This window comes from Brevundimonas sp. SL161 (assembly GCF_049896985.1).
In the GTDB taxonomy this organism is placed as follows: domain Bacteria; phylum Pseudomonadota; class Alphaproteobacteria; order Caulobacterales; family Caulobacteraceae; genus Brevundimonas.
In genome coordinates, this window is sequence record NZ_JAFCVJ010000050.1 from 1 (window position 1) to 6879 (window position 6879).

Sequence of the window (6879 nt, forward strand, 5' to 3'; positions counted from 1 at the left end):
CTGCTCGCGCAGGATCCCGATGATCTGCTCTTCCGTGAACCGTGATCGCTTCATTCCGTCCGTCCTTTCGAGGGGCGGACTCTAGCTATTCCTGGAGGAGTTTCAGGGGGTCACGTCAGGCATCGAGTGAACCGGGTTTTTGCTGCCCATAACCCGGCTGCATCAGAAAGCTCGCTAGCAGATGATCCGTCGTCGCCGCCCTTGCCGTCTCTCGCACATCTACTTAGCGTTGCGGGCACAGAGGGGGCTCCGCCAAATGACAGACCTGACCGCACCGACCGGTGTGTCCGATCGCATCGGCGAGCTGGACATTATCCGCGGCTTTGCCCTGTTCGGCGTGCTGTGGATGAACGTCGAAGGCATGGGCGGCTTCGTCGTGCCCCGCGAGGCCGTGCATGGCCTGACCCAGTTCAAGGTGCTGGAGGACGTGGTCGGCTTCCTGTCGGTCCAGATGATGGGCGGCAAGGCCCAGGCCCTGTTCTCCATGCTGTTCGGCTTTGGCTTCGCCATCATGATGGACCGCATCGGCGCGCGCGGCGGCAACGGCACCGCGGTCTATCTGCGCCGCCTGGCCGTGCTGCTGGCCATCAGTGTGGCGCACGCGTCGCTGCTGTGGATGGGCGATATCCTGAACGCCTATGCCCTGATGGGCTTCCTGCTGCTGCTGACGCGGCGCTGGTCGGACGGCTGGCTGCTGACGGTCGGCGTGATCCTGACCGGGCTGCTACCCTCGGGCATCATGGCCTGGTACCAGATCACCGGAGACGGCGGCCCGCCCGGCTTCGTGGCGATGATGGAGGCCGGTGCCGCCCGGCTGGAGCCTCTGGTCCTGAACGGCGACGACTACTTCGCCTTCGTCGCCACCAGCTTTCGCGGGGCCTTCCTCGAGTTCTTCACCGAGCCCCTGGCCCTGTCCTATTTCGGCTGGATCCTGGGCCGGTTCATGATCGGCAGCTGGATTTACCGCCAGGGCTGGCTGCAGGCCCCGGAGCGACACCTGAAAGGCTTCGCCGTCGTGGCCGCCACCTTGATTCCCGTCGGGCTACTGCTGCAGATGACGCGGCCGATCATGCGGTCGCTGGAGCTGGAACCCATGACTTGGGCCCAGCCGCTGTTTCGTGGCCTGAATCCTGCCGTCGCCGTGATCCTGGCCATCGGCTACGCTGCCCTGATCGTCATTCTATGCCAATGGCCGACCGTGCGGCGTCGCCTGTCCAGCCTGGGTTCGGTCGGCCAGATGGCCCTGACCAACTACCTGACGCAGAGCCTGTTCTTCGTTTTCGTCCTGTACGGTTTCGGCCTGGGGCTGCTGCCGTGGATGGGGCCGACGCTGGCGCTGGTTTTCTCGGTCGGCGTGTTCGCCCTGCAGGTGCTGTTCAGCCGCTGGTGGCTGGCCCGGCATAGGTTCGGCCCGGCCGAGTGGCTGTGGCGCTGGGCGACTTATGGCGTCAGGCCGCCGCTGCGACGCTGATCGGCAACGCCGCTGCCAATGACCGCTGGGTCGTGCCCCGTCATTGGCCCCACGTCAGAAAGCAGACATTCGACAGCCGCGCCGGGAGCGGACGTTGCCCGGGTCTCTTTCGGGGGGATAGCTGACATTCAAGAAGTGAGGAGCCTTAAGAATCAAAATCCAACCACCTGCTGATCACATCAGGTTTGTCGAGTGCCGACGCCCGCCACTACTGACATGAGAACTATCCCGATGCCGGCACCCGACATCAGGCCTGACAAGAGATCGGTCGAGATGCCGAACAGCGGCCCGTGCGCCCAGCGGCCAAGGAGCAGCCCAGCGACGATGAGTGCCAGACCGAACGGCATGGCTGCGTATGCGAGACGTGAGTTTCTGAGCATTTTCAAGGTATCCGTTTAGTCTTTCGCCCCCCTTAGCGGAGAATGGCGAAGCTGCAACACCGCTTTTGAGGTGATGATTCCAAGGATAGCTAAATGTCCGCTTTCGCGGTGCCGCTATCCTGGCCAACGGGCTGCGCCAATGCTGGCGAGGGCGGCGGCAAACACTAATCAGACGGTGGATGCAGTGCATCGACGATGCTCTTCAGCGCCACTACTGCCATTTCCGGTCGGGTCTGGCACTCACTGATGAGGCGCAGGCGATCAGGGCCGAAATCCGGTGTGATCCGGACGCTGGTCATGGTCCGCTCCCTAAAAAGTCGTGTCGCCGCAGGCTGGCGAAGCAGAACCCGGATATCGGTGTGGCGTGGATCGGCCTCAAGCCGACGCAGAAGGCCGTCGATCGCGGAAGGGCTACCTTCGATCGCCTGAAAGAACCAGCCGTCGCAGATGGCCAACGCGCCGGTCAGGCCGTCTTTGCCGTTGTTGCGCTGTGACACCGCGAGGATGTCGGCGATGATCCCAAGCGACTCGGTCGGCCCTGTGGCCAGACTAAAGTACGCCATCAGCTCCAGCTTGCGCATCAGACCGGCGCGCCCGCGCCAAAGCAGCTCCGCGCAATGCGCTCCGGATCAAAACCGCTGTTCAATGCAGCTAGAAAGAACGAGACACGGGCCGCGCCGGCCAACGTATAGCCCTTGCCTGAGCCGCGAACCACGCCTGGGGTCTTCGCCGTTTGTGTGAACCTCATTTCCACAGCCCGAACCTCTCTGAATCTTCGGTCCGGCACCGCAACCCTGGACAGTCCACCTGTTGAGCAGGACCGCTAGCATTTCCACGCGGTCGAACGCCGCATAGGGATCTGCGCCCCGAATACTGGAGGCGCTGTCAGGGAAAACTTCCGTCGGCTCAGAAGCCGCTACCCCACGACTCCATCAAGCAATAATGGCCGACCGAGCGGGGTCAGCGTCGGCGCGAAAACGCCGAAACGCGGGCCTGCTGATCAGATACTGTTTGCGCTTCTCTGCGGCTCGCGAAGGCAAGCCATAGGCGCTCAGTTCGACTGGAACGCCCTGCCACGATTGCCGATCAGCACCCAGCCGGCGTTCGTCGGCTTATAGCCGCCTTTAGGCTTGGCGACGGCAAGCCCCAACACCGCCAGCTCTGGCCCCCGGCTTGGTGCCGCCGCACGGGCGGGGTCGACCATATCGAGCAGGGCCTCGACGCGTTCGGGGTAGGTCATCAGGAAGAGGTCTCAACTGAGGGCTGGAGAGGCGCGTGGTGAAGGTCCAGCTCAGCTCCAGCCGCGTTCGCGGATGTAGGCCTCCAGCGCGGCGATTCGCGTGGCGTCCGACGGGTGGGTAGAAGCGAACTCCGGCTGACCCGACTGGCGCTGCTGCGCCATCAGACGCCACAGGGCCACGGCCTGCGACGGACGGAACCCGGCCGAGTTCATATAGTCGACCCCCAGCCGATCGGCTTCCAACTCGGCGCGACGAGAGTAGGGCAGCAACAGGCCGTATTGGGCCGCGATGGCCCCGAACGATCCTACGGTCTGCCCGCGCGATCCGGCCACGCCTTGCGCCACCTGCAGACCCAGATTGGTCAAGGCGGTCGAGGACGCCCGTTCCGCCGGGTGCCGGGCGACGACGTGGCCCATCTCGTGGCCGATCACGGTCGCCAGCTGATCGTCATTCTGTACCAAGGCCAGCAGGCTTGTCGTCACGCCGATCTTGCCCGACGGCAGGACAAAGGCGTTCGGGCTTTCGCTGTTGAACACCGCATAGTCCCAGCTGCGATTGCTTAGGCCCGCCGCCTCGACCAAGCGGTTCCCGATCCTACGGATACGGTCGACCGAAGCGCCTGTCAGCGCGGGGTTCTGGGTCCGAAGCAGCTGCTGCCAGGCCGCTTCGGATTGCTGCTCGAGACCGGTCGAGTCAGCGAGAATCAACTGATTGCGGCCGAGCGTATCGTTGTAGGCGCACCCTCCCAAGAGGAGGGTCAGGCTCAATCCGGCTGCAGCGAACGGGGCGGTACGTGTCATGGAGATCTTCTTTCTTCGCCGGGACCAAGACCGACGATCGGCACATGAACCCGGCGAAGATGGCAAGGGTTCCCGCTTCAACCCTCCATCAGGTGCTGTCAGTCAGCGAATTGTGGGTGCCGTTTAGAGGAATGGAGCCAAGGCAGAAAATAGCGGCGGCGCGAAGGACCGATGCTGGCGCATTGCAGAACCTGGTCCGGTTCCAGCGGCAGGTCCGCGTTTGGGCAGCCGGGGCCAATGTCCGCTATCCGGTCTGAGGCTGATCTGCTCCCCGGAAACTGGATCACTGGACGTTAGAGTTTTCTGCTGAGATTTCCCTGGCTGGGAAGGAGCGGAAGACCATGAAGGCATCAGCATTTTCGGACGCCCAGAAGGCGTTCATTCTGAAGCAGGGCGCCGACGGCGTGCCGGTGGCGGAGATATCTGCCGGCGGGCCGGAATCAGTCAGGCGACGTACTTCAATTGGAAGAAGAAGTACGACGGCCTGCTGCCGACGGAGATGAAGCTGTTGATCGGCGTTGAAGGCGGGACCCCACCCGGTATGAAATAACATATTGAATGAGCTGAATATTGCGGGGCGAGACTGGGTCCCGACAGACGCCTGTCAGCATGCGCGCGAACGTATTGTTATGTGGCGAATTCAACCACTTAGGCTGCCACTCGATGGGGGCCGATTTCGACGCCGATCCACACACTGGGCCGAACGTCCGGTTCTGGGTGCCGTGCCAATGGCTCATCCCGACCCAAAGCGGACGGTCACATCGGCGCTGATCGCATAAAACCCTCGTTCAGAAGCGCTCCCCCTGCAGCCGAGTGTCACGTAATTATCGGAAAGTACGCGCCACGCGCCTGATCTCTTCGACTAATGCGCAATGTAGGAACCATAGGATACCGCTCAGCCAGTTCAGGTCGTCCTCGGGCAGCGCCAACGCCCGGACCAGGCAGCGCGGGGCGCTTACCGCCCTGTTCCGACTTGTGAGTTACGCCGCGTCCGCCAATCGCGCGCCGCCCTTATCTGCTTCAGCAGCTATGGCATGGATGCGTTTAAGCAGCTGTTCGGGGTTGAACGGCTTGGTGATGTGACCATCCGCGCCTGCCTCTCTTCCGGCGGCGATATGCTCAGGCAAGGCGTTCGCGGTCAGCATCAATATGGGGATGCGCTTGTCGGCAGCAGTTTGCTGAGCGCGGATTTCCTTAACGGCAGTCAAGCCGTCCATAACAGGCATCTGCATGTCCATCAGAATTGCGTCGAAGAGCTGTGTTTGCGTCGCGAGGACCGCCTGTAGCCCATCTTCGACACAGGTGACGTTTATGCCAACTGAACTGAGAATCAATTCTACCACCCGTCGATTGGTGGGGTGGTCATCCGCGACGAGGACGGACAGCGGCGTTTCTTCCTGCCAGGCCGGGGCGCTAGGGGTTTGATCGCTCTCCCCCATCAAGCAGTCTGGGAGATTCAGGTCCAACCAGAAGGTCGATCCTTCGCCCGGCGCACTGTCGCAATCGAGCGTACCCCCCATCGCTTCAGCGAGACTTTTAGATATGGAGAGACCCAGCCCGGTGCCCCCAAAGTTCCGCGTGATCGATCCATCAGCCTGCTGGAAACGCTCGAACAGGGCATGTTTGGAGGCCGGGTCAAAACCCACGCCTGTGTCTGTCACCCAAATCCGCTGACGGGTTTCAACGCCCGCGTTGAGACGGATAGTCACCTGACCGGAGTCGGTGAACTTCACTGCGTTTGAAACGAGGTTGGTCACGATTTGGCGGAGACGGGTTGGATCACCCATTAGGATCCGATCCTGACTCTGGTCGACTTCAACCTGCAACCGGACGCCCTTTTCGTCAGCCTTTAGGCGTAGCAGCGCCGCCACGCTCCGCACGAGATCGCCCGAATGGAAGGGGGTCTCCTCCAGGGTTAGACGCCCTGCCTCAATCTTGGCTGTGTCCAAGATGTCCGAGAGCAAGGCTTCGAGGGTATCGCCCGAGGTGGCGATCAGGTTAGCCGCTTCCTTGTTCTCCGCCGACAGATCGGCCCTTTTCAGCATATGAGCCATGGCGACGATCCCGTTTAGGGGCGTGCGAATTTCATGGCTCATGTTGGCCAGGAACTCTGACTTGGCCGTATTGGCGGCGGAAGCTTCCTGCTCCTTTTCCCGAAGGCCGTCGGTCAGCTCATTGAGTTGGCGTTCCGCCTTCCACGAACCGACAGCCGATGACGCAGTGAACAGGATCAGAAGAACCATCGCGGTCAGCGTCTCCAATCTTGCGCTCGTAACGGGAGCGAGGAACGGGACCACAAGCAAGGTGGCGACCACAGGAGCCGCAACCGCGATCATATGCGCAAGGGAGCGATGGCAGCCGCGGACGATGTAAACCAAAACGCCGCAAAGCAGCGCAAGCGCGACGGCCCCACCATGCCCACCTTCCGACAACCACCAAAACGATGCGAGGGCCGCCCAGGAACTGGCAGCGATTGTTGAACTGACCAGTCGCAGAGTTCGGCTGGCGACCGGGTAGAGCCGACGCATTTTCTTGGCCGTCGCAACGCGCAGGAGGATTTCGCCGAGGGCGAAAAGACACATCCAGAGCGCCAACTGTGGAGCTGACATTTGCTGCATCGAAAGCAGGAAGACCGCTATGGCCGCAAACAGACGATCACGGAATTGGACTCGCGTGGCGTCCGCCGTATCGTCGAACGATCGGTCAAGTCCCCAAAAGCTTCGCGTCACATCCATCCCCCGAAGACGAACGGGTGATGTTGGCGCAAGCGAATGAAAAAGCCATGAAAGTGGAGAAGGCTTTTGGAAGAGGAACAATCTAAAGGCACCAGAGAGCGTTCATCTGAGGTTTCAAGCGTCCGCTTTTAACGGCGGGCTCAACTGATCGCTGCAACACACGCGGCGAAGGTCTCCGCTGGCGTCCGATAGAGCAAGGTCTTTCTGGGCCGTTCATTGAGCTGCCGGGCGATGGCGTTTAGCTGGGGCTGG

At 61.8% G+C, this 6879-nt stretch carries 6 protein-coding genes and 1 pseudogene; 2 read left to right on the forward strand and 5 right to left on the reverse strand.

Annotated elements, in window-relative coordinates; translation table 11 throughout:
* Positions 1-256: 256 nt before the first annotated feature.
* Positions 257-1471 (forward strand): DUF418 domain-containing protein, encoded by a 1215-nt coding sequence (locus tag ACP7AU_RS17130; protein WP_426052197.1) that lies wholly within the window; start codon positions 257-259, stop codon positions 1469-1471.
* Positions 1472-1650: 179 nt separating this feature from the next.
* Here ACP7AU_RS17130 and ACP7AU_RS17135 read toward each other — a convergent pair whose 3' ends face one another.
* The 4 genes from ACP7AU_RS17135 to ACP7AU_RS17150 form a co-directional block, all read right to left on the reverse strand.
* Entirely contained in the window at positions 1651-1857 is a 207-nt protein-coding gene (locus ACP7AU_RS17135; protein ID WP_426052198.1) for a hypothetical protein, read from the reverse strand.
* Positions 1858-2015: 158 nt separating this feature from the next.
* A complete protein-coding gene (locus tag ACP7AU_RS17140; protein WP_426052199.1) occupies positions 2016-2432 on the reverse strand; it encodes a BLUF domain-containing protein in 417 nt (138 codons plus the stop codon).
* A 470-nt stretch (positions 2433-2902) separates the two neighbouring features.
* Positions 2903-3091, reverse strand: a complete 189-nt coding sequence (locus ACP7AU_RS17145; protein WP_426052200.1) for a hypothetical protein — start codon at positions 3089-3091, stop codon at positions 2903-2905.
* A 51-nt stretch (positions 3092-3142) separates the two neighbouring features.
* Entirely contained in the window at positions 3143-3892 is a 750-nt protein-coding gene (locus ACP7AU_RS17150) for a M48 family metallopeptidase (RefSeq protein ID WP_426052201.1), read from the reverse strand.
* Between the two features lie 341 nt (positions 3893-4233).
* Here ACP7AU_RS17150 and ACP7AU_RS17155 point away from each other — a divergent pair.
* Positions 4234-4415, forward strand: a pseudogene (locus ACP7AU_RS17155) (transposase); the annotation flags it as partial.
* Between the two features lie 457 nt (positions 4416-4872).
* Here ACP7AU_RS17155 and ACP7AU_RS17160 read toward each other — a convergent pair.
* Entirely contained in the window at positions 4873-6708 is a 1836-nt protein-coding gene (locus ACP7AU_RS17160; protein ID WP_426052202.1) for an ATP-binding protein, read from the reverse strand.
* Between the last annotated feature and the right edge of the window lie 171 nt (positions 6709-6879).

Bases quoted from the DNA above. Each gene is read 5' to 3' on its own strand.
- ACP7AU_RS17145 (WP_426052200.1), bottom strand. From the start codon at position 3,091: ATGACCTACCCCGAACGCGTCGAGGCCCTGCTCGATATGGTCGACCCC.
- ACP7AU_RS17140 (WP_426052199.1), bottom strand. From the start codon at position 2,432: ATGCGCAAGCTGGAGCTGATGGCGTACTTTAGTCTGGCCACAGGGCCG.
- ACP7AU_RS17150 (WP_426052201.1), bottom strand. From the start codon at position 3,892: ATGACACGTACCGCCCCGTTCGCTGCAGCCGGATTGAGCCTGACCCTC.
- ACP7AU_RS17130 (WP_426052197.1), top strand. From the start codon at position 257: ATGACAGACCTGACCGCACCGACCGGTGTGTCCGATCGCATCGGCGAG.